The sequence below is a fragment of the Thalassobium sp. R2A62 genome, from assembly GCF_000161835.1.
GTDB lineage: Bacteria > Pseudomonadota > Alphaproteobacteria > Rhodobacterales > Rhodobacteraceae > Thalassobium.
In genome coordinates this window covers 900,295-923,919 of record NZ_GG697169.2, presented here as the reverse complement: position 1 = coordinate 923,919, position 23,625 = coordinate 900,295, and the positions used below count along the sequence as shown (strand labels likewise).

At 55.7% G+C, this 23,625-nt stretch carries 18 protein-coding genes; 9 read left to right on the top strand and 9 right to left on the bottom strand.

Annotated elements, in window-relative coordinates; translation table 11 throughout:
• The first annotated feature begins 4 nt into the window (after nt 1–4).
• The 4 genes from TR2A62_RS04530 (at nt 5) to TR2A62_RS04515 (ending at nt 8,243) form a co-directional block, all read left to right on the top strand.
• A complete protein-coding gene (locus TR2A62_RS04530; RefSeq protein ID WP_009160738.1) occupies nt 5–973 on the top strand; it encodes a tripartite tricarboxylate transporter substrate binding protein in 969 nt (322 codons plus the stop codon).
• Nucleotides 974–1,042: 69 nt separating this feature from the next.
• Complete coding sequence (locus TR2A62_RS04525) at nt 1,043–2,446, top strand: aldehyde dehydrogenase family protein (protein ID WP_009159697.1); 1,404 nt, start codon at nt 1,043–1,045, stop codon at nt 2,444–2,446.
• Nucleotides 2,443–3,927 (top strand): AMP-binding protein, encoded by a 1,485-nt coding sequence (locus TR2A62_RS04520; protein ID WP_009157656.1) that lies wholly within the window; start codon nt 2,443–2,445, stop codon nt 3,925–3,927. Before TR2A62_RS04525 ends, TR2A62_RS04520 begins: the two co-directional genes overlap by 4 nt.
• A gap of 644 nt (nt 3,928–4,571) precedes the next feature.
• Complete coding sequence (locus tag TR2A62_RS04515) at nt 4,572–8,243, top strand: vitamin B12-dependent ribonucleotide reductase (protein ID WP_040820206.1); 3,672 nt, start codon at nt 4,572–4,574, stop codon at nt 8,241–8,243.
• A 268-nt stretch (nt 8,244–8,511) separates the two neighbouring features.
• On the opposite strand, the gene eno is transcribed toward TR2A62_RS04515, so the two are convergent.
• The 3 genes from eno to TR2A62_RS04500 form a co-directional block, all read right to left on the bottom strand.
• Nucleotides 8,512–9,786, bottom strand: coding sequence for a phosphopyruvate hydratase (eno, locus tag TR2A62_RS04510; protein ID WP_009158928.1), 1,275 nt, complete (start codon nt 9,784–9,786; stop codon nt 8,512–8,514).
• A gap of 63 nt (nt 9,787–9,849) precedes the next feature.
• Nucleotides 9,850–10,713 carry a DMT family transporter gene (locus TR2A62_RS04505; RefSeq protein WP_223296073.1) on the bottom strand — a complete coding sequence of 288 codons (864 nt, stop codon included), beginning with the start codon at nt 10,711–10,713 and terminating at the stop codon, nt 9,850–9,852.
• Between the two features lie 32 nt (nt 10,714–10,745).
• Complete coding sequence (locus TR2A62_RS04500; RefSeq protein ID WP_040821134.1) at nt 10,746–11,168, bottom strand: Fur family transcriptional regulator; 423 nt, start codon at nt 11,166–11,168, stop codon at nt 10,746–10,748.
• A 324-nt stretch (nt 11,169–11,492) separates the two neighbouring features.
• Between TR2A62_RS04500 and TR2A62_RS04495 the strand changes: the two genes are divergently transcribed.
• A complete protein-coding gene (locus TR2A62_RS04495) occupies nt 11,493–12,833 on the top strand; it encodes a DEAD/DEAH box helicase (protein WP_009157623.1) in 1,341 nt (446 codons plus the stop codon).
• Nucleotides 12,834–12,887: 54 nt separating this feature from the next.
• Here the strand turns inward: TR2A62_RS04495 and TR2A62_RS04490 are convergent, their stop codons facing one another.
• The 6 genes from TR2A62_RS04490 to mazG all read right to left on the bottom strand — a co-directional run bounded on the left by TR2A62_RS04490 (nt 12,888) and on the right by mazG (nt 19,069).
• On the bottom strand, nt 12,888–14,135 hold the full coding sequence (locus TR2A62_RS04490; protein WP_009158283.1) for a sodium:proton antiporter: 1,248 nt from the start codon (nt 14,133–14,135) through the stop codon (nt 12,888–12,890).
• A 117-nt stretch (nt 14,136–14,252) separates the two neighbouring features.
• Nucleotides 14,253–15,668 carry a YdiU family protein gene (locus TR2A62_RS04485; RefSeq protein WP_009159558.1) on the bottom strand — a complete coding sequence of 472 codons (1,416 nt, stop codon included), beginning with the start codon at nt 15,666–15,668 and terminating at the stop codon, nt 14,253–14,255.
• Nucleotides 15,668–16,117 (bottom strand): N-acetyltransferase, encoded by a 450-nt coding sequence (locus tag TR2A62_RS04480; protein ID WP_009160352.1) that lies wholly within the window; start codon nt 16,115–16,117, stop codon nt 15,668–15,670. The genes TR2A62_RS04485 and TR2A62_RS04480 overlap by 1 nt, the downstream gene beginning before the upstream one ends.
• Nucleotides 16,114–17,046, bottom strand: a complete 933-nt coding sequence (locus TR2A62_RS04475; protein ID WP_009159981.1) for a nucleoside hydrolase — start codon at nt 17,044–17,046, stop codon at nt 16,114–16,116. The genes TR2A62_RS04480 and TR2A62_RS04475 overlap by 4 nt, the downstream gene beginning before the upstream one ends.
• Before the next feature lie 123 nt (nt 17,047–17,169).
• A complete protein-coding gene (locus tag TR2A62_RS04470; protein WP_009160785.1) occupies nt 17,170–18,174 on the bottom strand; it encodes a Fe(3+) ABC transporter substrate-binding protein in 1,005 nt (334 codons plus the stop codon).
• A 79-nt stretch (nt 18,175–18,253) separates the two neighbouring features.
• Nucleotides 18,254–19,069, bottom strand: coding sequence for a nucleoside triphosphate pyrophosphohydrolase (gene mazG, locus TR2A62_RS04465; protein WP_040820204.1), 816 nt, complete (start codon nt 19,067–19,069; stop codon nt 18,254–18,256).
• 63 nt (nt 19,070–19,132) lie between these two features.
• On the opposite strand from mazG, the gene TR2A62_RS04460 reads away from it, so the two are divergent.
• From TR2A62_RS04460 to speB (TR2A62_RS04445), 4 genes are read left to right on the top strand one after another with little or no spacing between them, the layout of a single operon-like run.
• Complete coding sequence (locus TR2A62_RS04460; RefSeq protein WP_009158295.1) at nt 19,133–20,299, top strand: M20 aminoacylase family protein; 1,167 nt, start codon at nt 19,133–19,135, stop codon at nt 20,297–20,299.
• Between the two features lie 31 nt (nt 20,300–20,330).
• On the top strand, nt 20,331–21,704 hold the full coding sequence (locus tag TR2A62_RS04455; protein ID WP_009158554.1) for an aminotransferase: 1,374 nt from the start codon (nt 20,331–20,333) through the stop codon (nt 21,702–21,704).
• A complete protein-coding gene (gene speB / locus TR2A62_RS04450) occupies nt 21,704–22,678 on the top strand; it encodes an agmatinase (RefSeq protein WP_009159368.1) in 975 nt (324 codons plus the stop codon). Before TR2A62_RS04455 ends, speB (TR2A62_RS04450) begins: the two co-directional genes overlap by 1 nt.
• Nucleotides 22,671–23,612, top strand: coding sequence for an agmatinase (speB, locus tag TR2A62_RS04445; protein ID WP_009157887.1), 942 nt, complete (start codon nt 22,671–22,673; stop codon nt 23,610–23,612). The genes speB (TR2A62_RS04450) and speB (TR2A62_RS04445) overlap by 8 nt, the downstream gene beginning before the upstream one ends.
• Nucleotides 23,613–23,625: the final 13 nt, after the last annotated feature.

Genomic DNA, 23,625 nt, shown 5'->3' with positions numbered 1-23,625 from the left:
GACTATGAAAAAATGGATCGCAGGGGCCGCAACGGCCCTGATGATGATGGGCGGCGCAGCCGTCGCAGAAGGCCACGGCGATTTCCCAGAGCGCCCGATCATGTTGATGGTCAGCTATGGTGCCGGTGGTGCGACTGACTTTCAGGCCCGTATCGTTACAATGACAGCGGGCAATGATGATGCGCTGGGTATGCCAATTGCCATCATCAACAAACCAGGTGCGGGTGGCCGTGTTGGTTGGAACTGGTTTGCATCGCAGGCTGAAGCAGACGGCTATACGCTGGGTGCCTACAACATTCCGCACTTTATCGCGCAGTCCATCGAGGGCGGTGTTGAGTATGGCGCAGATAGCTTTGAGCCTATCGCCAATTGGGGTGCTGACCCTGCCGTATTCGTTGTTGGTGCGGACAGCCCGTTCAACTCAATGGATGACGTCGTAAACTATGCCAAGGAAAACCCAGGTGGGCTGACATTCTCTGGCGCGGGTCTGTTTGTGGGTCACCACATTGCAGCGCTTCAGCTGGAAAAAGCAGCTGGCGTTGATCTGGCCTATATCCCGTCCAATGCGGGTGGTGCCGGTGCGATGAAATCGGTCATTGCTGGCGAAGTTCTGGGTGGCGTCAACAACCTCTCGGATGCGTTCCGCGCACGTGAAGCTGGCAACATCAAAATCCTTGGTGTGTTCGACATCGAACGCAATGCGTTCATGGAAGACGTCCCAACGATGCAAGAACAAGGCTTTGACATCGACAATGCGTCGGTCAACTTCCGCGGTGTGATGGTGCCGAAGGGCACACCACAAGAGGTGATCGATCATCTCGCTGCTGTGGTTCCAACCATGTTCGAAAATGGCCGTGTTGCGGGCAAGATGAAAGCAGGCGGATCGCCCATGCACATCATGAACCGCCAAGAAGTGCTGTCCATGTGGGCCGCACGTCAGGAAACTCTCGAAGAGTTGCTCGCTGGTCTGTAAGCGACAAATATTAACAGGGCAGGGCGCGAATCTCGCGCTCTGCCATTTTAGCCCCAAGGATATTCTTTCATGACCGCCCCAGACCCGATTGCCGAGGTAGAAGAAATCGTTGTCCGCGCACGTGCTGCGCAACAGCAATTCGAGGCGACAGGCTCTCAGGCTCTTTATGACCGCGCGGCTGCGGCTGCTGCGTGGGCTATCATGGAACCCGCACGTAATCTGGAACTAGCCGAACTGGCTGTTCAAACAACTGGTCTGGGCAACGTCCCCGACAAATTGACCAAGAACCACCGCAAGACACTGGGCCTGATGCGCGACATCCAAAGTGCTAAGACGTTTGGTGTCATCTCAGACGATGCAGAGACCGGCATAACCGAGATCGCGCGCGCGATTGGCGTGATCGGGGCTGTGGTCCCATCAACAAACCCAGGCGCAACGCCAGCCAACAACATCATCAACGCGCTCAAATGCGGCAATGCTATTGTTCTGTCGCCATCGCCAAAGGGGGTGCCGACTTGTGTACGGTTGATCGAACATATCTACGCGGAATTCGACAAGACGGGTATTAATCGTGATCTCGTTCAGATGCTGCCTGGTCGTGGTTCCAAAGAAGGCACGCAGCGCTTGCTCGAAGTGTCGGATCTCGTTGTGGTCACGGGATCACAAAACAACGTCAAACGTGCATATACCTGTGGCACGCCAGCCGTGGCTGTCGGGGCTGGCAATGTAACTGTGATCGTCGACGAGACCGCAGATCTGGATCAGGCTGCCACGAAAATCACGGCGTCCAAGACGTTTGACAATGCAACGTCCTGTTCGTCTGAGAACGCTGTGGTGATCCTAGATGCGATCTGGGATGACTTTGTCGCAGCAATGGCGCGTACAGGTGGCGCAATCGTCGAGGACGAAGCAGGCATCGTGTCCAAGCTTTGGCCCGATGGGCATTTGAACCGCGAGGTCATCGCCCAAGACGCATCTGACATGATCCAAGCACTGGGCCTGACAGGATCTGTGCCAGAGGGCACCGAGTTTATTGGCGTAGAGACATCGGGCATTGGACCTGACCACCCGTTGTCTGGCGAAAAGCTGAGCCGCGTCCTTGCCATGTATCGCGCACGCGATTTTGACGACGCGGTTGAGATTACACAACGAATTCAATTGCATATGGGGGCGGGGCATTCGGTGGGGTTACATTCGTCAGATGACGAACGGGCGCTGACTTTGGCGAACGCGATCCCCACCTGTCGTGTTATCGTGAACCAAGCGCACTGTTTTGCGACGGGCGGCGCCTTTAACAACGGGATGCCTTTCTCGCTCTCAATGGGCTGTGGATCTTGGGGTGGAAATTCCATCGACGACAACCTGCATTGGAAGCACTTCTTGCAAACAACCAAAATCGTACGCGAGATTCCTGCACGCGAACCGGCTGTCGAAGATATTTTTGCCACCTATTGGGCCGAGACTGGCGCATGAAAACAAGCCCGCTCTTACCCCCAGAAGGCACCGTCCGTGATTGGCTGGATTATCGGGCGACTGAGGTGGGCGTGGCTGCTGTGTTTCCAGAAACAGGTGAAGAACTGGATTGGCGAGCATTGCGGGATGAAGCGCGCGCTCTGGCCACTGTTCTGACGTCGGAAGGTGCGGAAAAGAGCGATAGCATTGCCATTTTACATCCCAATGGTCGCGAGGGGCTGATTGCGCTTTATGCGGCGCTCTATGGTGGGTTCCGTGCAACGATGATCAATCTCGCAGCTGGGCGAGACGCTATCGCTTATTCTTTGGATCACTGCGGCGCGCGACTGGCCTTGGTGCATGACAACACGGTGCCTGCATTCAATGACGTGGCCCCTGACGGATTATCTAGGGTCACGACGACGGCGCCCGTCGATGTAGAGCTTTGCGAGATCGAACCGCAGGATCATGCGCTGCTGATGTACACTTCTGGCACGACAGGCAAGCCCAAGGGGGTTGTTCACACGCACGCCAGTTTGTTGGCTGGCGGCTGGACGTCGGCCACGGCTCATGCACTAAAACCCCAAGATCGTGGTTTTTGCGTTCTTCCGATTTGTCACATAAATGGACTTTGCGTGACTGTGATGGGCGCGCTGGTGTCGGGTGGTTCACTGACAATCGTGCCAAAGTTTTCTGCCAGCCGGTTTTGGGAGCAGGCCCGGGATACGCAGGTCACTTGGTTCTCGGTCGTGCCGACCATCATTAGTCACCTGCTCCATGCCGAGGTGAATCCAGATCAGGCGACGATTGATCGTTTGCGATTTGGGCGTTCAGCATCTTCCGCGCTGGCCGTCGAAACCCAGCGCGGTTTCGAAGACCGATTTGGCGTACCGATCGTTGAAACGATGGGTTTGACGGAAACTGCAGCGCAGATATTATCGAACCCACTGCCACCTGGTGTCCGCAAGATCGGTTCACCCGGTCAGGCCTTTGGCAACGATGTGCAGATCTGGGCGAGCGATCAGACAACCGCGCCAATTGACCAAGAGGGCGAGATCGTCGTGCGTGGCCCGAATGTAATGTTGGAATACCTCAATAATGCCGAAGCCACTGCGGCGAGTTTTGCGGGCGAATGGTTGCGCACTGGTGACTTGGGCCGGATGGACGCCGACGGCTATATCTATGTCACTGGGCGGCTCAAAGAGCTGATCATCAAGGGCGGTGAAAATATCGCGCCGCGCGAAATTGACGAGGCTCTATATGGGCATCCTGACGTGGTCGAGGCCGCAGCCTTTGCGCGGCCTTGCGGCACATACGGTGAGCGGGTCGAGGCGGCAGTTCGCCTGCGTGAGGGGTCAGGGGTCGCAGGTGATATGTTGATCGCGCTGTGCACGCAAAGCGTCGGTCGGTTCAAAGCACCGGATGTCGTGCACATCTTGGACGAGCTACCAAAAGGGCCGTCAGGCAAAATCCAACGGCTCAAATTGGCCGAGATGTTGTGAATCACTTCGCCTTCTAATTTCGGCAGACCACTACACCTATGGGTGGTAGATGGCTTTGACCCACTACATATGGGGTGGTTTGTCGCGCTCGGCGGCTTTGAAAAACTGGGCTGGACCGTTCCAATGTCAAACTGTGAGCCTGTTACAACAGATTGTTTCGGCGTTAATAATTATTGACGTAAGGGGAATAAGAATCGGGCAGTTGTTAAACTGTTTGATCAAGTTTTTGACCTAACGCCCTTGATACGTTGAGTTTTTATCGGTTCGAAAAGTCGGCTCATTTGTGGGCAAGTCTGTGGATGAATCGGTGACCAGCCTGACGCCTTAAAATTGGTTCTGACGTCAATTAATTTTTCCTGAACTTTTAATAAAATACTCGTTGACCCTGTAGGGGGCTATACGTCAGTTTGTATGAGCGTACTGGGACACCCACTAGATTTAGTGGCAGGGGCCGCAGGGACAGATTACAATCAAAGCAGTCAGTAAATGGCTCCATGTATCCGCAAGACCTATCGGTTTGCTCTCTGTTTTTGTCGTTTCAGCGTCCGGTTAACGCCGCGAACGCCGTGAGATTTCAGGGCATTAATTCAAGAGGCCACCGTCCGACAAACGGCACGGGGCATTGTGACAAGGGGCAGACGACCATGAAGATTGAACGCAAGTTTACCAAATCCGGACAGGACGCATATGCAGACCTCGAATTCGTGACGACAACGTCCGAAATTCGAAATCCTGATGGAACTATTGTGTTCAAACTGGATGACTGCGAAATCCCTTCTGGTTGGTCCCAAGTCGCTAGCGACGTCATCGCACAGAAGTATTTCCGCAAAGCGGGCGTTCCATCAAAGCTCAAGTGCATTGAGGAAAAGGGTGTTCCTGAATTCCTATGGCGCGGTGAGGCGACAGACGACGCAGAGATCGCTGGGGAAACATCCGCCAAGCAGGTTTTTGACCGTCTTGCAGGTGCATGGACGTACTGGGGTTGGAAGGGTGGCTATTTCACCACCGAGGACGACGCTCAGGCTTATTTTGACGAAATGCGCTATATGCTCGCGACACAGCGCGCAGCACCAAATTCGCCACAGTGGTTCAACACGGGCCTGCATTGGGCGTATGGCATCGACGGCCCGGCACAGGGTCACCACTATGTCGACCACGAGACCGGCGTTTTGACCAAGTCCAAGTCGTCCTACGAGCACCCACAGCCGCACGCGTGTTTCATTCAGTCGGTCGAAGACGATCTGGTGAACGAAGGCGGGATCATGGATCTTTGGGTTCGTGAAGCACGTCTCTTCAAATATGGTTCAGGCACTGGCACAAACTTCTCGTCCCTGCGTGGCGCAGGTGAGGCGCTGTCAGGTGGTGGTAAATCCTCTGGCTTGATGGGCTTCCTGAAAATCGGTGACCGCGCCGCTGGTGCGATCAAATCGGGCGGCACAACACGCCGCGCGGCCAAGATGGTTATCATCGATGCTGATCACCCAGATATCGAGGACTTCATCAATTGGAAGGTGCTTGAAGAGCAAAAGGTCGCGTCGATCGTGGCTGGCTCGAAAATGCACGAAGAAAAGTTGAATGCGATCTTTGCTGCGATCCGCAGCTGGGATGGTGCCGAAGCGGATGCATATGATCCTAAAGTGAACTCAGCGTTGAAAGACGCCGTGAGGTCCGCAAAAAAGGTTTCAATTCCAGAGACTTACGTCAAACGCGTGTTGGACTATGCCAAACAGGGTCACACAAGCATTGAGTTTCCAACCTACGATACTGACTGGGACTCTGAGGCATATAACTCGGTCTCTGGCCAGAACTCCAACAACTCGATCCGTGTCACGGACGCGTTCCTCAAAGCCGTTGAAGTAGACGCGGACTGGGAATTGGTCAACCGCAAGAACGGCAATGTCTCCAAGACTATCAAGGCGCGCGATCTGTGGGAGCAGGTTGGTCACGCAGCGTGGGCTTGTGCCGATCCGGGCATCCAGTACCACGACACCGTCAACGACTGGCACACTTGCCCAGAAGACGGTGCGATCCGCGGCTCAAACCCGTGTTCCGAATACATGTTCCTCGATGACACGGCTTGTAACCTTGCGTCGATGAACCTGCTGACATTCTACACAGATGGTCAGTTTCAGGTTGAAGAATACATGCACGCCACGCGTCTGTGGACTGTGACATTGGAAATCTCGGTCATGATGGCCCAGTTCCCATCCAAAGAGATCGCGCAGCGGTCTTATGACTTCCGTACATTGGGTCTGGGTTATGCCAACATCGGCGGCCTGCTGATGAACATGGGTCACGGCTATGATAGCAGCGAGGGCCGCGCGCTCTGTGGTGCTCTGACAGCGATCCTGACGGGTGTTTCTTACGCTACGTCGGCTGAAATCGCGGGCGAGCTTGGTGCCTTTGCTGGATACGGCAAAAACAAGGATCACATGCTGCGGGTCATCCGTAACCACCGCAATGCGGCGTATGGTGCAACCGGCGGCTATGAAAAGCTGGCGACGAAACCTGTGCCACTGGATCACGCTGGTTGCCCAGACAGCCGTTTGGTTGAGCTGGCGATGTCCTCATGGGACGAAGCGCTGAGCCTTGGCGAAAAGCACGGCTATCGCAACGCGCAGGTTTCGGTGATTGCCCCTACAGGCACCATCGGTCTGGTCATGGATTGCGATACAACCGGTATCGAGCCTGACTTTGCTCTGGTGAAGTTTAAAAAGCTCGCTGGCGGTGGTTACTTCAAAATCATCAACCAATCGGTCCCTGCATCTCTTGAAAAACTCGGTTACGGCTCTGCCCAGATCGAAGAGATCGTGTCCTACGCTGTCGGTCACGCCTCGATGGGCAACGCACCGGGCATCAACCACACCTCGTTGATCGGTCACGGCTTTGGCCAAAACGAGCTGAACAAGATCGAAGCAGCGCTCGCGTCTGCCTTTGACATCCGCTTTGTCTTTAACCAGTGGACACTGGGCGAAGAGTTTTGCACCGGCCCGCTGGGCATTCCGCAGGACAAGCTGAACGATCCGTCTTTTGATCTGCTGCGCCACCTCGGCTTTACCAGGGCAGATATCGACGCGGCAAACGACCACGTGTGCGGTACAATGACCCTCGAAGGTGCACCACACCTCAAGGAAGAGCACTACAACGTGTTCGACTGTGCCAACCCTTGTGGCAAAAAAGGTAAGCGTTTCCTGAGTGTTGACAGTCACATCTATATGATGGCCGCAGCTCAGTCGTTCATCTCTGGCGCGATTTCCAAGACGATCAACATGCCGAACGATGCAACGATCGAAGACTGCCAAAAGGCTTACGAACTGTCTTGGTCTCTCGCGATCAAAGCCAACGCGCTCTACCGTGATGGCTCGAAACTGTCTCAACCTCTGGCTGCAGCGTTGGTCGAGGATGACGACGAAGCGCTCGAGACACTCGAGAGCGGCAACCACCACGAAAAAGCAACTGTTCTCGCCGAGAAAATCGTCGAAAAGATCATCATCAAAGAGATCGAAAAGGAACAGGCCCGCACCAAGATGCCAGAGCGTCGCAAGGGCTATACGCAAAAGGCAATCGTCGGTGGTCACAAGGTCTACCTGCGCACTGGCGAATATGAGGATGGCGCGCTCGGCGAAATCTTTATCGATATGCACAAAGAGGGTGCGGGCTTCCGTGCGATGATGAATAACTTTGCTATCGCAGTCTCTGTTGGCCTTCAGTACGGCGTGCCGCTCGAAGAGTTCGTCGATGCCTTCACCTTCACCAAGTTCGAGCCAGCAGGCATGGTTCAGGGCAATGACAGCATTAAGAATGCGACGTCGATCCTTGACTATATCTTCCGCGAATTGGCTGTGTCCTACCTCGACCGGACCGATCTGGCGCATGTTAAGCCAACAGGCGAGACATTCGACGACCTTGGCCGTGGCGAAGAAGAGGGCAAGAGCAATGTAGGATCCGTATCGGAAACTGCAGCTTCGAAATCGCTCGAAGTGCTCAAGCAGATCAGCTCGACTGGCTATCTGCGCAAGCGTGTTCCTCAGGAACTGGTTGTGCTGCAGGGTGGCATGGGGGCGACGGTGCTGGATGAGTCAGCGGATCCAGTTGCGGCATTGCAGACATTGGTGCCAGAGGTTGGCAACGCCGCGGTTGCGGTAGCCGCTACAACGTCATTGTCTACCGGTTCGGTCAGCTTGACCGCGCGCGACAAGGCAAAAATGCAAGGCTACGAGGGCGATCCATGTGGCGAATGCGGCAACTACACGCTGGTGCGCAACGGCACTTGCATGAAGTGCAACACCTGCGGCGGAACATCCGGCTGTAGCTAAACTCTCGGGGCGGTCGTCGAACTTATCGGCGGCCGTCTCATCGCATCACACCCAAGTGGTGCACACAGACAAGGAAGCGGGTGCGCTTGCTTCTGACGACACTCAGGCCGCAGGCAAATAAACCGGGCGGTACACTAGAATGAGCCTGAGTGGCGAAACTCAAGGGAGGGCGATTGCCCTCCCTTTTTTCTTTTTTGATTTGCGATCAGACAAAAAGCCCCCGCCGTTGTGCATCACGGCGGGGGCTCTTGAATGTCAGAGGTCGCGCTTACTTGAGAATGCTGCGTCCTGCGTATTCAGCAGTCTCGGCCAGTGCTTCTTCGATGCGGATCAACTGGTTGTATTTCGCCAACCGGTCCGACCGTGCAAGGCTGCCTGTTTTGATTTGACCACAGTTTGTGGCAACTGCGAGGTCTGCAATTGTTGCGTCCTCGGTTTCGCCGGAACGGTGCGACATCACACAGGTGAATTGTGCACGGTGCGCCATGTCTACTGCTTTAAGTGTTTCGGTCAACGTCCCAATTTGATTAACTTTTACCAGCAGAGAGTTGGCCGAACCTTGCTCGATGCCCGTTGCCAGCCGCTCTGGGTTGGTTACAAACAGATCGTCGCCAACCAACTGAATGCGGCCGCCCAACGTGTCTGTCAGTGCCTTCCAGCCGCCCCAATCGTCTTCGTCACATCCATCTTCGATGCTGATGATCGGATAGTCATTCACGAGCGCCTCGAGGTAGGCGACGTTTTCATCAGACGACAGGGATTTACCTTCGCCCTTCATCTCATAGACGCCGTTGTGGCAATATTCAGTCGCTGCGCAATCCAGAGCGAGATAGATATCTTCGCCTGGTTTGTAGCCGGCTTTTTCGATCGACTTGAGAATGAAGTCCAGCGCGTCGCGGGACGATGACAAGTTTGGCGCAAAACCACCTTCGTCACCGATGCCAGTCGACAGGTCTGCAGCGGACAATTCGCCTTTGAGCGTGTGAAATACTTCCGAGCCCATACGCACGGCTTCGCGGATGTTGTCCGCAGCCACTGGCATGATCATGAATTCTTGGATGTCGATAGGGTTATCTGCGTGCTCGCCACCGTTGATGATGTTCATCATAGGGACGGGCAGAATGCGCGCTGATGTACCGCCGATGTAACGGTAGAGCGGTTGCGTTGTGAAATCAGCCGCCGCTTTGGCTACGGCCATGGAGACACCCAAGATCGCGTTTGCGCCGAGGCGTGCTTTGTTCGGTGTGCCGTCCAGTTCGATCATCGCGCCGTCGATGGCAACCTGCTCAGAGGCGTCAAATCCAACCAGCTCTTCTGCGATTTCACCGTTTACGGCGGCGACGGCTTCTAAGACGCCTTTGCCTTTGTAACGCGCTTTGTCGCCGTCACGTTTTTCAACGGCCTCATAGGCACCAGTGGACGCGCCCGATGGGACAGCGGCGCGGCCCATTGTTCCGTCTTCCAAAATCACGTCGACTTCGACGGTGGGGTTGCCACGGCTGTCGAGGATCTCGCGGGCGTGAATGTCGATGATTGTGCTCATTTTTGGCTCCGTATGTGCGGTTATGAGTAATGTTAGCGCTAGCTATCGCGCATCGTTGAAAAGTTAAAGCGGTTTGCGCCGTTCTCTTGCAAAGACATAGAGGCCGGACAAGATGACAATAGCAGCGCCGATCAGGGTCCAACTGTCAGGACGTTCGCCCAGAAACAAGATGCCAAGGATCAGTGCAAAGATAAGGCGTGTATAGCGAAACGGGCTGACCACGGACAGATCACCCGTCCGCATCGAGGCGGTGATTGCAAAATAGGCCAACATCGTCAGGGCAATGGTTGCTGCAACCAAGCCCGAAATCCGCAGATCCAAGGCAACGGGCGCTGAAGTTGTGAACAACAGCAATGCGCCAGCGGGGATCAACATTGAAAACCCCCACGTGGCCAGCTGCAATGTGTGCAGGTTGGGGGGCGCAATTCGTGTGGTCAGATCACGGACGCTAAGCATGACAACTGCGCTCACACCCAGCAGTGCGCCCGCGTTTAATTCGTCGGATGTCGGGCGCAGAATGATTAGGACACCAACCAGACCGATCAAAACGGCGGTCCAACGGCGAGGTCCCACATGTTCCTTGAGAAAGACCGCAGCGCCCAGCGTTACAATCAACGGGCCGGCCTGTTGGATCGACGACAGGGTGATCAAGGGGGCAGCAGCCAAGGCAGAAACAAAGAGAACCGTGCCCAACCCTTCGGCCATATTGCGGACCAAGACAGCGGGCGCAAAAAAATCGCGGGAAAAGATGCGCACCTTTTGCCTTAGGGCAAGGAGCGCAAAGATCGCTGTGCCACCGGTGCCGACCATCAAGATGATCTGACCCGTTGGGACATCACGGACCAAGACCTTGATCACGCTGTCGCTCAGCGCAAAGCCCAGCATAGAAAGGATCATCCATCCGATGTTGCGAATGTTCTGCCGCAAAGGGGCAGGGGCCACAGAGGCGGGCGACTGTGTCAGGAGCTTGTGCCTTTTTTCAAGGGTACACCATAGAGCTCGAGCCGATGCCCTCTGAGTTGGTAACCTAACTTTTCTGCGATCTTTTCCTGCAGCGCTTCGATCTCTGGGTCTACAAATTCGATCACTTTGCCAGAATTCATGTCAATCAGGTGATCGTGGTGGTCGCGGTCGGCGGCTTCGTACCGCGCGCGGCCGTCTCTGAACTCGTGTTTTTCCAGAATGCCGCTCTCTTCGAACAGTTTGACTGTTCGGTAGACCGTGGCGATGGAGATGCGTGGATCACGGGCAGAGGCGCGCGCAAACAGCTCTTCTACATCAGGGTGGTCGTCGGCCTCTTCGAGCACACTCGCAATGGTGCGTCTCTGGTCGGTCATACGCAAGCCACGGGCCGCGCTACGCGAAAGAATGGTGTCGGTCATCACGCCCTCGGGGTCATCTGGGTCCCGTTTAACGCCGGTCGCCACAGGTTTCCACCCCAAAGCAATCGTTGACAAAGGCAGCTCAAACCCTCATGTGGCTCTCATCCGTGTTCCTCTGCCGCGTGAGCAGACCGCCCCGATGGGCGACCGACACGGAAAACACCACTGGTTCCCACAGTCACGCAGGGGGTCCGACGCAGGTTCGGCCCACATGCAATTCGGCATGTCTGTCAGAGCGTTCGCGTAACCCAATTGCGATCCCGTTGTCATGTTGGCATCGGGTGAACCTCATTTATGGGGCTGCGGCCCCGCACAAGGATATACATGGATTTCGATATGCTGGGGCTGATGCCCCGCCTCGTTAAGAAGCTTGCCGACCAAGGCATCACAGACCCAACCCCTATTCAGGCACAGGCGATCCCGCACGCTATGAACGGGCGCGATGTGATGGGTCTGGCACAAACTGGTACAGGTAAAACAGCGGCGTTTGGTTTGCCTATGATTGACGCGCTGATGCGCGCTGGCGTCAAACCCGAACCCAAAACAGTGCGCGGACTGATCCTCGCTCCAACGCGCGAGCTGGCCAAGCAGATCAGCGACAATCTGCGGGACTACACACAGGGATCGCACCTCAAGGTCGCTCTGGTTGTTGGCGGTGCTGGCATCGTGGCTCAGATGAAACGCCTCGAGCGTGGTGTTGATCTGTTGGTCGCGACCCCGGGTCGTTTGATCGACTTGTTGGACCGCAAAGCACTAAGCCTGTCCGAGACGCACTATCTGGTGCTGGACGAAGCGGACCAGATGCTGGATCTCGGGTTCATTCACGCGCTGCGCAAAATCGCGCCTTTGCTGGCGGATGACCGTCAGACAATGCTGTTTTCGGCGACGATGCCCAAGCAGATGAACGAACTGGCAGCAGCTTACCTCAGAAGCCCAGTTCGCGTCGAAGTGAACCCTCCGGGCAAAGCCGCTGATAAGATCGAACAGTCGCTGCACTATATCGCCAAGTCGGAAAAGCCCAAGCTGCTGATCGAGCTGTTGGGCAAACACAAAGGCGAGCGTGCGATTGTTTTTGGCCGCACAAAGCATGGCTGTGAAAAGCTCTACAAGACGTTGGAAAAGGCGGGCTTTGATGCGGTGTCTATCCACGGCAACAAATCCCAAGGTCAACGCGAGCGCGCAATCGTTGCGTTCCGCGAGGGCAAGGTTACCGTACTTGTTGCGACTGATGTTGCAGCGCGTGGTCTGGATATTCCAGACGTCAAACACGTCTATAACTTTGACCTGCCCAATGTTCCCGAAAACTATGTCCACCGTATTGGCCGGACAGCACGTGCTGGGGCCGAGGGCATGGCGATTGCATTCTGCGCACCTGATGAGATGAGCGAACTGCGTTCAATTCAAAAGGTGATGAAGATGGATATTCCCGTCGCGTCCGGTCGTGTGTGGGAGCATGAAGAGCCCAAGCCAAAACGCGGTGGCGGTGGTGGACGTCGGTTCGGTGCCGGACGTCCCGGCGGTGGTGGCGGCGGCGGTGGCCGTGGCAAGCCCGGCGGCAAACCTGGTGGTGGGAGCTCAAAACCCAACGCTGGTGGGGCCAAGCCCGGTGGCGGTAACCGCAGACGTCGTTCCGGCGGCGGCAACAAGACCCGCAGCGCAGCATAAAATAGAAAAGGGGCCGATTGTTCGGCCTCTTTTTTTCCATTTGGATGGGTCTGATCACATCAGATCTGGTTCACGGTTAAGCCGTTTGGCCAATGGAGCGATCGTTAGGCCCTGAATGATGATCGAGAAGATCACGATCACATAGGTCACTGTCAGGATCAGCGGCTTCCATTCACCTTCGGGCAGCGACAGCGCCAGAGCGACCGAGATACCACCTTTGAGCCCGCCCCATGTCATGATGGGGGTCACGCCGCGGCTAAACTCGCGGAAGGGGCGTAGGATCAGGATTGGAACAGCAACAGCCGCCAAACGTGCCAGCAGCGCCAGCCCGATCGACAAGACACCCGTTGTAACAAAGCTTATGTCAAAGGCGATGGCAAAGACCTCAAAGCCAATCATCAGGAACAGAACCGCGTTCAGAATCTCGTCGATGAGTTTCCAGAAGCCGTCGACGTACTGTCGCGTCTCTTCCGACATGCCGTTCTTCATTCCGATATCGCCGATCAGCAGGCCAGCACAAACCGCCATAATAGGTGCAGACACATGCAAATAGACGGCCAGTTCGTAGCCTCCGAAGGCGAGGCCAAGGGTGATCAGCACTTCGAGTGAATAGTCATCAATGCGGCGCATGACACGAAATGTCAGCCATCCCAGCACGAGGCCTAGAACAGCACCGCCAACCGCTTCTTGGACAAAGAGGGTCGCTGCATCCGCGAGACCCGATCCATGATGGTCGCCGCTGGGAAAGGCGAGGCCCACAAGGACAAGAAACACAACATAGCCAACACCGTCGTTAAACAAGCTTTCGCCTGCGATCTTGGTCTCTAGCGATTTTTGAAGGTCTGCCTCGCGCAAAACACTCAGAACGGCCACCGGATCGGTCGGCGAAATCAAGGATCCAAAGACCAACGCGATCAACAGTGGCATGCCTGTCAGCCAGCTAAACCCGACGCCAAAAATGACGGTGGATAGACCCACGCCAATCGTGGCCATCAATAGGACAACCAACCATTCCTGTTTAAGGTCCGACAGTTTGACATGCAGGGCGCCTGCAAACAGCAACAACCCCAACATGCCTTCGAGCAGGGCCTCAGAAAACTCAATGCCAAGGACAGTGTCGCGGACTTGATCAGCCATGCCCAATGACGGGACCAATAGATCGACCCCCATAACAGCCAGCGATGCCAAAAGTGCGACAACCAAGATGCCAATCGACGAAGGAAGGCGCAAAAACAGATAGTTGATTGCGCCGAAAGCGCCTGCCAAAACAATCAACAGCGAGGCAATTTGCAACAGGGTCATAAGATGTCCTTTGAATAGAGTTGCATCGCCCTAGCACGGCAGGTCCAATTTAATCCAGCGGCGTGCCAATCGCGCTGGATATTCTTAGAGCCTGTTGCGGTCCAATCGTTACCGGACTTAGGTCCCGCAAAACGTCGCTGGGACAATTTCCTCTGGGGTGGGTGGACGTGTCCATTTGGGATCATCCGGCATCTCAAATGGGGTCCCGAGGATGCTGTGCATATCATGGAACATATCGTCATCACCGGCTGCGGCACGCACGATCGCCTCTTCGATCAGGTGGGTACGGGGGATGACGATGGGATTGGTCCGGCGCATCAATGCGTCGGCACCATCTTCTCCGACCAGCCGCGCGTGCCGCAGTTCTGCCCAGGCGTCAAACTGCGCAGGATCGGTGATGTGATCACGTGCGGTGCCATTGGGCAGAGCCGCAAATAGATTGGTAAAATCCGCCTGACCCTCGGTCATCAAGGCAAGCAGCTCCTCGATCAACTGCAAATCATCATCTTCTTGGCGGGTAAGGCCCAGTTTGGCGCGGAACCGTGCAATCCATTCCTCTTGGTAGATGGCAGGGAACCCGTTGACGATCTCTGTAAACTCTTCGATCGCCGCCTCTCGGTCTGTCATCAATGGGATCAGCGAGGTCGCAAATTGCGCAACATTCCAAATCGCGATGTTTGGCTGGTTGCCGTAGGCATAGCGGCCACTGCGGTCAATAGAACTGAACACGCGTTGGGGGTGATAGATGTCCATAAACGCGCAGGGTCCATAGTCGATGGTTTCCCCCGCGATCTGCACGTTGTCAGTGTTCATGACGCCGTGGATGAACCCCAGCGACATCCAATGAGCGATCAGTTTGGCCTGACGCCGCATCACAGCCTTTAACAATTGGGCTGGGCCCATAGCCTCTGGGTAGTGCCGCGCAATCACATGGTCGAGCAACGCCTGTAGGGCGACCGTATCACCGCGCGCTGCGAAATACTGGAACGTGCCCACACGAATATGGCTGGCAGCAACGCGGGTCAAAACCGCACCCGGCAACATCGTGTCGCGGAACACTTGATCACCCGTGCGTACGGCAGCCAAGGCTCGTGTCGTGGGCACACCCAGCGCATGCATCGCTTCGCTCATCAGGTATTCGCGCACAACAGGGCCCAATCCGGCCCGCCCGTCGCCAGCCCGTGAATAGGGTGTCGGACCCGATCCCTTTAGCTGGATATCGCGGCGCTGACCGTCGGTTCCAATCGTTTCTCCTAGCAGCAGGGCACGCCCGTCGCCCAATTGTGCGGACCAGCCGCCAAATTGATGGCCGGCATAGACTTGGGCCAGCGGGTCAGCCCCGTCTGGGATCACATTGCCGCCAAACACCTGCGCGGCCTCGGCCAGATCGTCAGCTTTTATTCCCATAAGGTCCGCCAGATCTGCATTCCACGCCATCATGCTGGGGGCGCTGACGTGACCTGCGTTTTGGCGTGTGTAGAAGCCGTCCGGCAGACGGCCATAACTGTTGTCAAAGGGGATGCTGATTGCCACTAGAGATACCTCGACATCAATGAATACCGTTCTCGTGGCTCAAAGCCCGCCCGTTTATAAAGCCGCTGCGCATTGTCCGCCTCGGCGTCAACCTCGAGATGCAGCGCTTTCACCCCAGCGGCGCCCAATGCATGGCTGAGTTCGTGTAGGACTTCGGTGGCGATGCCGCGGCCGCGCACGCTGGGCCGAACAAAGAATTCGTCGACAAACCCGTCTAGGCCGCCCAATTCAATCGACCACCCTAACGACACAACGATGTAGCCAACCGGCGCTCGTGGCAGGCCCAGCAGATAGATCATTCCGTGAGGCACCCCATCCAGAAGCGGTTGGATCGCTCCGGCGCGGTGACTGTCAGAGATGTCCAATCCGAATTCTTGGTGGAATTGAGAGACTAATGCGTCGACGCGCTCAAAATCTGTTGGTTTTGCCAGATGCAATGCCGTGCTCATAGTCGTGCCAACCGTTCTGTCAAAAGATCAAAGAAGCCGTTTGCATCCACGTCGCCACAAAAGAAGGCGTTTCGCGGATGGTCTGTTATGTGCCACCAATCGGCGACTGTCATGCCCAGAGTTAAAGGCGAGCTGACCTCGACCTGAACATTGCATTGCCGTCCTGAAAACAGATCTGGTTTCAGCAAATAGGCAATGACACAGGGGTCGTGCAGCGGTGCGCCTGCGCTGCCGTATTTTTCGGTGTCAAAGCGCTCAAAGAATTCAGTCCAAGCTGCAACTGTTTCTGCGACAGGGCCACCAATCGCGCGGATCGCTGCTGTACGCTCTGCCGTGGCGAGAACCTTGTGCGTTGTGTCCAACGGAAGAACGGTCAGTTTGATCCCGGACCGAAAGACGATATCTGCGGCTTCGGGATCAACATAGATGTTGAATTCGGCAGCAGGGGTGATGTTGCCTACTTCGAAATAGGCGCCACCCATCAAAATGATTTCATCAATCTTGTCGGCAATCTCGGGCGCGCGTTCCAACGCCGTTGCGATATTTGTCAGCGGTCCCAGCGGGCAAAGGGTGATGCCGTCCTGCTCGCGAGCGGTTTCGATAATGAAATCCACAGCGTGTTGATCTGACAGTGGCATTGTCGGGGCGATCATCTCTGGCCCGTCTAGCCCAGTGGTGCCATGGACGTGCTCTGCAGTCACAAGCGGCCGCTGCATGGGTGCATCGCACCCAGCACAAACGGTCATATCAGGGCGTCCGGCCAATTCGCAAACCACACGTACATTGCGTTGGGTCAATGGCAGCGGCACATTGCCCGCAACTGCCGTGATACCCAAAACATCAATGTCGTTTGGCGAGGCGAGCGCCAACAGGATTGCAATCGCGTCGTCCTGTCCGGGGTCCGTGTCGATGATAATCTTGCGTGTCATAGCCGTCCCTTTGTGTCCCGCTACATCTGACACGCAGGCTAGGGTGGCTCAAGGGTAGGACCAAACAAAAAGACCCCGTGCGGGCGCGCACGGGGTCGATCGTCTTGTTTCGTGACGCAAAGCTTAGCCGTCGAAATCGACTTCTTGCATCAGGCGCAATGCGTCTGCACGCAAGCCGCCCAAGGTTGCTAGGCTCACGTCGTCTGCCGTGAATGTGCCCCAGCTTGCAACCAGTTCAGTAGGCTCTGTGCCTGGTGCGATCGGGTACTCATAGTTTGCCTCGGCGTAGATTTCCTGTGCCGCTGGCGACGCGAGGAATTCCATCAGCTTCAATGCGTTCTCTTTGTTTGGCGAACCTTTGACCATCGCAATGCCCGATACGTTGACGTGTGTGCCGCCATCTTCGAACTCGGGGAAGGTGATGCGGACGGCATTGGCCCAGTCCTGCTGCTCTGGATCTTCAAGCATTTTGCCCATGTAGTATGTGTTGCCAAGGCTGATGTCGCATTCGCCAGCCCAGATCGCTTTGACCTGTGCACGATCGTTGCCTTGCGGCTTGCGGGAAAGGTTGCTCTTGACGCCTTCGAGCCATGTGCGGGTTTCTTCTTCACCGTGGTGGTGCAGCATGCCTGCGACCAACGCCAATGTGTATGCGTGTGTGCCCGAGCGTGTACAGATGCGGCCCTCCCACTTGGGATCGGCGAGATCTTCGTAGGTTGTGATTTCGCCGTCAGCTACGTTTTCCTTGCTTGCGTATACGATGCGAGCACGTGTCGTGACGCCGAACCACTGACCCTCGGGATCGCGCAGCTCTGCAGGTACGTTTGCAGTCAAAACGTCAGATGTAACGGGCTGTGTCACGCCTGCATTTACAGCGTCCGTCAAGCGAGAGATGTCGACAGTCAGGATCACGTCGGCAGGAGAGCGGTCGCCCTCAGCTTGGAGACGTTCGATCATACCTTTGGCGAGATAGGCTACGTTCACGTCGATGCCTGTCTCGGCTGTGAATGCGTCAGTCAGTGGCGCCAAGAGCTCTGGCTGGCGGTAGGAATAGATGTTCACCTCGTCTGCGATGACCGGCATGGCAAGCGCGGAAAGTGTCAGAGAGAAAATGGATGAGCGTAGCATAACGACGTCCTTAGTGGTTTGTTGCGGTGCCACGGGTAAACCTGACTTTTTTAGTCAGGTCAATACCTGATTAAAAAAATCAGATATTCTTCTGGGCAACTTTTACGGCATCCCAAAGGGCGTCCATTTCAGCGAGATTGCTATCGTTTGGCGTCTTCCCCATCGCAGCAAGGCGTTCTTCAACACCTTCAAACCGTTTGGTAAATTTAGCGTTGGCGGCACGCAAGGCGGCCTCGGGGTCCAATCCCAGATGCCGCCCGAGGTTCGCCATGACAAACATCAGATCACCAAATTCTTCTTCGACGTCAGCTTGGGTCAGCGTGTCTTTGGCCTCGATCAGCTCGCGTGATTCCTCAATTATCTTGTCCAAGACTTGTTCTGTCTCGGGCCAATCAAATCCCACTCGCGCGGCCCGCTTTTGCAATTTGGTTGCACGCAGCAATGCAGGCAGGCCAAGGGCGACACCCTCTAGTGCGCCACCTTGTGATTTGCCCGCACGTTCGGCCGCTTTGATCTTTTCCCAATCCACAACCTGTTGCTCTGCGCTCTTGTCGCGGTTCTCGTCACCAAAGACATGGGGATGTCGCGCAACCATCTTGTCAGAAATCGCATCTGCAATGCTGGCAAAGTCAAAATGGCCGACCTCGCGCCCCATTTGCGCGAAATAGACGACCTGCAACAACAGATCGCCCAGCTCACCTTCAAGCTCGTCCCAATCTTGGCGTTCGATTACGTCCGCGACTTCATAGGCTTCTTCAATCGTATAGGGCGCGATGCTGGCGAAATCCTGTTCAATGTCCCAAGGACAGCCTGTATCAGGGTCGCGCAACCGCTCCATGATCATCAACAATCGCGGCATCCCACCCTTTGGATCAAAGATCAGCAGTTCATTCATTGCATGCACCCTCGCTTTGCGGTTTTGTGACATCGTAATCGCCCCAATCACAGAGAGCCAGCCATGCCGATCCTCAATCGTATCGCAGAATTTCAGAACGACATGACAACTTGGCGCAGACATCTGCACGAGATGCCGGAATTGGGAATGGAATGTTATGAGACGGCCAAGTTTGTCGCGGCCCGCCTGCGCGACTTTGGTGTTGATGAAATACATGAGGGGATCGCGTCTTCTGGGCTGGTGGCGATCATCAACGGGCAGGGGGACGGCCCGACCATCGGCCTGCGTGCGGATATGGACGCGCTACCTATGCAAGAGGAAACTGGGTTGCCCTATGCCTCTAAGATTGACGGGCGCATGCACGCCTGCGGGCATGACGGGCACACGACTATGCTTTTGGGGGCTGCGCGCTATCTGGCTGAGACCCGTAATTTCGCAGGCCGCGTTGCGTTGATTTTCCAACCGGCTGAGGAAAATGGCGGCGGTGCGCAGGTGATGGTGAACGAGGGGATCCTCGACACCTACGACATCGGTTCTGTCTATGCGCTACACAATGCGCCCGGCACACCTGTTGGTCATTTCTACACGACACCGGGCCCGATCATGGCGGCCGTTGATACGTTTTCGATTACTGTCACTGGTGTCGGTGGCCACGGTGCCTATCCCCAAGACACGATCGATCCGATCATAGCGGCGGCCAGTATGATCCAAGCCGTCCAGACCATCGTCAGCCGCAATCACCGCACCTTTGACGATCTGGTGGTCTCGGTGACGCAGATTCATTCTGGTTCGGCAGACAACATCATTCCGGCAACGGCATGGATCAACGGAACCGTGCGTACGTTTGATAAAGACGTCCAAGCGATGGTGCGCAAGCGTCTTCCTGAAATCATCCAAGGCCAAGCGGCCAGTTTTGGTGTCACGGTCGAGATCGACTATGAAATTGGATATCCCGCGACGATCAACAGCCCAGACGAGGCGGGCTTTGCAGCAAATGTCGCAGTCGAAATTGCGGGCGAGGCCAACGTCGAACCTGATGGTGGGCGTGAAATGGGGGCCGAAGACTTCGCCTATATGCTAGAGCACCGACCTGGGGCATATTTGTTCGTTGGGAACGGCGATACCGCTGGTGTGCACCATCCAGCCTACGATTTTGACGACAAAACTGCGACCAGTGGCGCGTCATTCTTTGCGCGACTAGTAGAACGGGCACAGCCGATCGCCTCTTGACCTGTTTGAACCCGCAGGATCAAGTGATGTCATGACAGAGCTAATCAATGATCTTGGAGCGCTGGACGCAGCACATGTGTTGCATCCGTGGGACGAACTCGGGAACACCGATCATCCGCTTGTGATTGCACGGGGCGAGCGGTGTCACCTGTGGGACGATAGCGGCAACCGGTACTTTGATGCCGTTGGTGGCCTGTGGTGCACGAACATTGGCTTGGGCCGCCGTGAAATGGCGGATGCAATTGCCGAGCAGGCGATGAACCTCGCGTTCTCGTCGACGTTTGTGGACATGACAAATGCCCCCATGACGTTGTTGGCTGCAAAGCTGGCTGCATTGGCGCCGCCCTCATTGGACCACGTCCATTTCACGACGGGCGGTTCAACCGCAATAGATAGTGCGTATCGCATGGCGCATTTCACCCAAGCGGCACTGGGTCATCCAGAACGTACCCATATGATTGCCCGCCATCACAGCTATCATGGCTCAACCCATGCTGCGATGTCGCTGGGGCTGCGCGATGGTGATCGAGCGCCCGGTTTCACCCATGTGACAGACACGATCCATCATATTGGCGCGCCCTATATGTACCGCCGACCTGACGGGATGGACGCCGCCGCCTTTACCGATCATCTGATTGCCGAGTTTGAGGCGAAAATCGAAGAAATTGGCGCAGACCGGATCGCCGCGTTTTTTGCAGAACCGATCCAAGCGTCTGGCGGCGTTTTGGTTCCTGAGGACGACTATCTAAAACGGATGTGGCAGGTCTGTCAGGACAATGGCATTCTCTTTGTCGCGGACGAAGTGGTGACGGCCTATGGACGGCTCGGCCATTGGTTTGCGAGCTATGGTGAATACGGCGTCACACCTGATTTGATCTGTTGTGCCAAAGGTTTGAGCTCGGGTTACCAACCCATTGGTGCGGTGCTGCTCTCGGACGCGGTGCACAAGGCGATCACCAGCCAGCCCTGGTATACGTCGGGGTATACCTATTCCGGCCATCCTGTCGCGTGTGCGGCGGCGCTCAAGAACATCGAGATTCTCGAGCGAGAGGAGATTCTGCCTCATGTGCGTGATGTTGGGCCTTATTTCCAAGAACAACTCGCGGGCCTGAACGATCTCGCCATTGTTGGTGACACACGCGGTCGGGGTCTGATCGGATGTGTTGAGAACGTCGCCGACAAAGTGACCAAACGCCCCTTGGGTGATGATCTGGATATTGGTCGCAGGATTTCGGACGCTGCTGAAAAGCGTGGGCTTTTGGTGCGGCCCATTGGGGCATTGAATGTGATGTCTCCACCGCTCATTTTGAAACGCCAAGATGTTGATTTCATTTCTGAAAACCTGCGGGGTGCCATTGTCGATGTGATGGATGGCCTTGTGCGCGAACATGTAAAGATCGGCTAATGTCACTCGAAGACGCAAAAACTCAGGTCGATGCGGCCTTTACCCGTACAGAGCGGCGTGGGTTAACCTATGAAAACACCTTTGCAGGGGCGACATCGTTTTTGCGTCGGCAATACACCAAAGATCTGACAGGCGTGGATCTCGCGGTGACTGGCGTGCCGTTTGACCAAGCGGTGACCAATCGGCCCGGCACACGGCTGGGACCAAGGGCGATCCGCGAGGCGTCGACATTGCAGCCTTATGATCCCCCGTATGGATGGGATATCGATCCACTGTCCGAGTTTGATATCGTTGACTACGGGGATCTCGCGTTTGATTACGCCCGCGTTTCGGACTTTCCTACGGCTTTGACGGAACATATTCGCACAATCCTAGCTTCGGGTGCGGGCAGTCTCGTTCTCGGAGGGGACCATTATATTTCGTTCCCGATATTGCGTGCATATGCAGAGAAATTTGGGCCGCTCTCGCTGCTTCATTTCGACGCCCATTCAGACACGTGGCCGGACGATGACATGGACCGGATCGATCATGGCACGATGTTCTACAAGGCCGTCAAAGAGGGGCTGATTGATGTGGACCGATCAGTGCAGGTTGGCATTCGGACGACCAACGCTGACAACCTAGGGGTTCCAACGATTGATGCGCGTGAAATTCATGAGTACGGGACAACGGCTGCGGTTGCAAAAATACGTTATATTATAGGGGATTACCCGACATACCTCACGTTTGATATCGACTGCCTAGACCCTGCTTATGCGCCGGGAACAGGGACGCCGGTTTGGGGTGGATTGAGTTCCGCTCAGGCGGCGATGATGCTGCGTGATTTGGCGGGGATCAAAATGGTGGGTGGGGACGTGGTTGAGGTGTCTCCACCCTATGACACGACGGGCGCCACTGCCATCGCTGGCGCGCACGTTGCGACTGAATTGATGTGCCTGTACTGCTGGAACAAAAGAGAGAAAAAAAATGCCTAATCAACCGATTAGCGGAAATGACCTGGCCCGTTTTGCAGGTCCACAAACGTTTATGCGACTGCCTGAGGCCGAAACACCCGAAGGGCTGGACGTTGGTTTTATCGGCATTCCGATGGACATTGGTACCAGCTGGCGGTCAGGCACGCGGATGGGCCCCAAGCAAGTGCGCGAGCAGTCGGCGATGATCCGGCCATACAATATCCAAACGGGGGCTGCGCCGTTCGATGCGTTGCAGTGTGCAGACCTTGGGGACGTTGCAATCAATACGTTCTCATTGTCTGATAGCTTGCGCATTATTACAGAGACTTACGACAAACACCTAAAGCATAATTTTATCCCGATGACCTTGGGCGGTGATCATTCGTTGACCTTGCCGATCCTGCGGTCGATCGCGAAAAAACATGGGCCGGTTGCCTTGGTCCATGTTGATGCACATGCCGATGTGAACGACGAGATGTTCGGTGAGCGCGAGACTCATGGCACCGTTTTCCGTCGCGCATACGAAGAAAACCTCATAACGCCTTCTAAAGTGTACCAAATCGGGCTGCGAGGCACAGGCTATACGTCCGAAGATTTTACCGAGGCCGAGGGATGGGGATTCAATACCGTTCTGGCCAAAGATCTATGGCATAAGTCTCTGACCCCATTGGCGAAAACGATCAAGGACGCGATTGGTGACCAGCCATGCTACATCACCTATGACATCGACAGCCTTGACCCAGCTTATGCACCGGGCACGGGGACGCCGGAAATCGGCGGACTTACGACGCCCCAGGCGATGGAATTAATACGTGGTATCAATGGGTTAAACATCGTGGGCTGTGATTTGGTTGAAGTGTCGCCGCCCTATGACCCATCGGGTAACACCGCATTGACGGGTGCCAATCTGATGTTCGAGCTCTTGAGCATCCTTCCGGGCGTTCCATATCGTTAGTTTCATGTAATTT

Excerpts from the sequence above, each read along its gene's own strand:
- TR2A62_RS04530 (WP_009160738.1), top strand. The coding sequence starts at position 5 with ATGAAAAAATGGATCGCAGGGGCCGCAACGGCCCTGATGATGATGGGC.
- TR2A62_RS04525 (WP_009159697.1), top strand. The coding sequence starts at position 1,043 with ATGACCGCCCCAGACCCGATTGCCGAGGTAGAAGAAATCGTTGTCCGC.
- TR2A62_RS04520 (WP_009157656.1), top strand. The coding sequence starts at position 2,443 with ATGAAAACAAGCCCGCTCTTACCCCCAGAAGGCACCGTCCGTGATTGG.
- TR2A62_RS04515 (WP_040820206.1), top strand. The coding sequence starts at position 4,572 with ATGAAGATTGAACGCAAGTTTACCAAATCCGGACAGGACGCATATGCA.
- eno (WP_009158928.1), bottom strand. The coding sequence starts at position 9,786 with ATGAGCACAATCATCGACATTCACGCCCGCGAGATCCTCGACAGCCGT.
- TR2A62_RS04500 (WP_040821134.1), bottom strand. The coding sequence starts at position 11,168 with ATGACCGACACCATTCTTTCGCGTAGCGCGGCCCGTGGCTTGCGTATG.
- TR2A62_RS04495 (WP_009157623.1), top strand. The coding sequence starts at position 11,493 with ATGGATTTCGATATGCTGGGGCTGATGCCCCGCCTCGTTAAGAAGCTT.
- TR2A62_RS04490 (WP_009158283.1), bottom strand. The coding sequence starts at position 14,135 with ATGACCCTGTTGCAAATTGCCTCGCTGTTGATTGTTTTGGCAGGCGCT.
- TR2A62_RS04480 (WP_009160352.1), bottom strand. The coding sequence starts at position 16,117 with ATGAGCACGGCATTGCATCTGGCAAAACCAACAGATTTTGAGCGCGTC.
- TR2A62_RS04475 (WP_009159981.1), bottom strand. The coding sequence starts at position 17,046 with ATGACACGCAAGATTATCATCGACACGGACCCCGGACAGGACGACGCG.
- TR2A62_RS04470 (WP_009160785.1), bottom strand. The coding sequence starts at position 18,174 with ATGCTACGCTCATCCATTTTCTCTCTGACACTTTCCGCGCTTGCCATG.
- mazG (WP_040820204.1), bottom strand. The coding sequence starts at position 19,069 with ATGAATGAACTGCTGATCTTTGATCCAAAGGGTGGGATGCCGCGATTG.
- TR2A62_RS04460 (WP_009158295.1), top strand. The coding sequence starts at position 19,133 with ATGCCGATCCTCAATCGTATCGCAGAATTTCAGAACGACATGACAACT.
- TR2A62_RS04455 (WP_009158554.1), top strand. The coding sequence starts at position 20,331 with ATGACAGAGCTAATCAATGATCTTGGAGCGCTGGACGCAGCACATGTG.
- speB (WP_009159368.1), top strand. The coding sequence starts at position 21,704 with ATGTCACTCGAAGACGCAAAAACTCAGGTCGATGCGGCCTTTACCCGT.
- speB (WP_009157887.1), top strand. The coding sequence starts at position 22,671 with ATGCCTAATCAACCGATTAGCGGAAATGACCTGGCCCGTTTTGCAGGT.